The sequence below is a fragment of the Staphylococcus simiae genome, from assembly GCF_002902085.1.
Lineage (GTDB): Bacteria > Bacillota > Bacilli > Staphylococcales > Staphylococcaceae > Staphylococcus > Staphylococcus simiae.
In genome coordinates this window covers 1-251 of the sequence record NZ_PPQR01000114.1, presented here as the reverse complement: position 1 = coordinate 251, position 251 = coordinate 1, and the positions used below count along the sequence as shown (strand labels likewise).

Below are 251 nucleotides of genomic sequence, written 5' to 3'. Positions count from 1 at the left end.
AAGATTATTGAGTTCGGTGGCGAAAAAGTGCCGCAAGGTCACAAAGATGAGTTCGATCCAAACTTACCAACGGATTCAACAGAAGAACATCCAGGTAAACCAGGCGTTAAGAACCCAGAAACAGGTGAAATCGTAACACCACCAGTTGACGACGTGACAAAACACGGACCAAAAACAGGTACGCCAGAAACAAGAACAGAAGAAGTACCATTTGAAACAAAACGCGAATTCAATCCAAACTTAAACCCTGG

General features: G+C 43.4%; 1 protein-coding gene. It reads left to right on the top strand.

Going from position 1 to position 251, the window contains the following annotated elements; all coding sequences use genetic code 11:
- The coding region (locus CD113_RS11195; RefSeq protein WP_206167425.1) for an E domain-containing protein at positions 1-251 on the top strand (251 nt) is incomplete at both ends.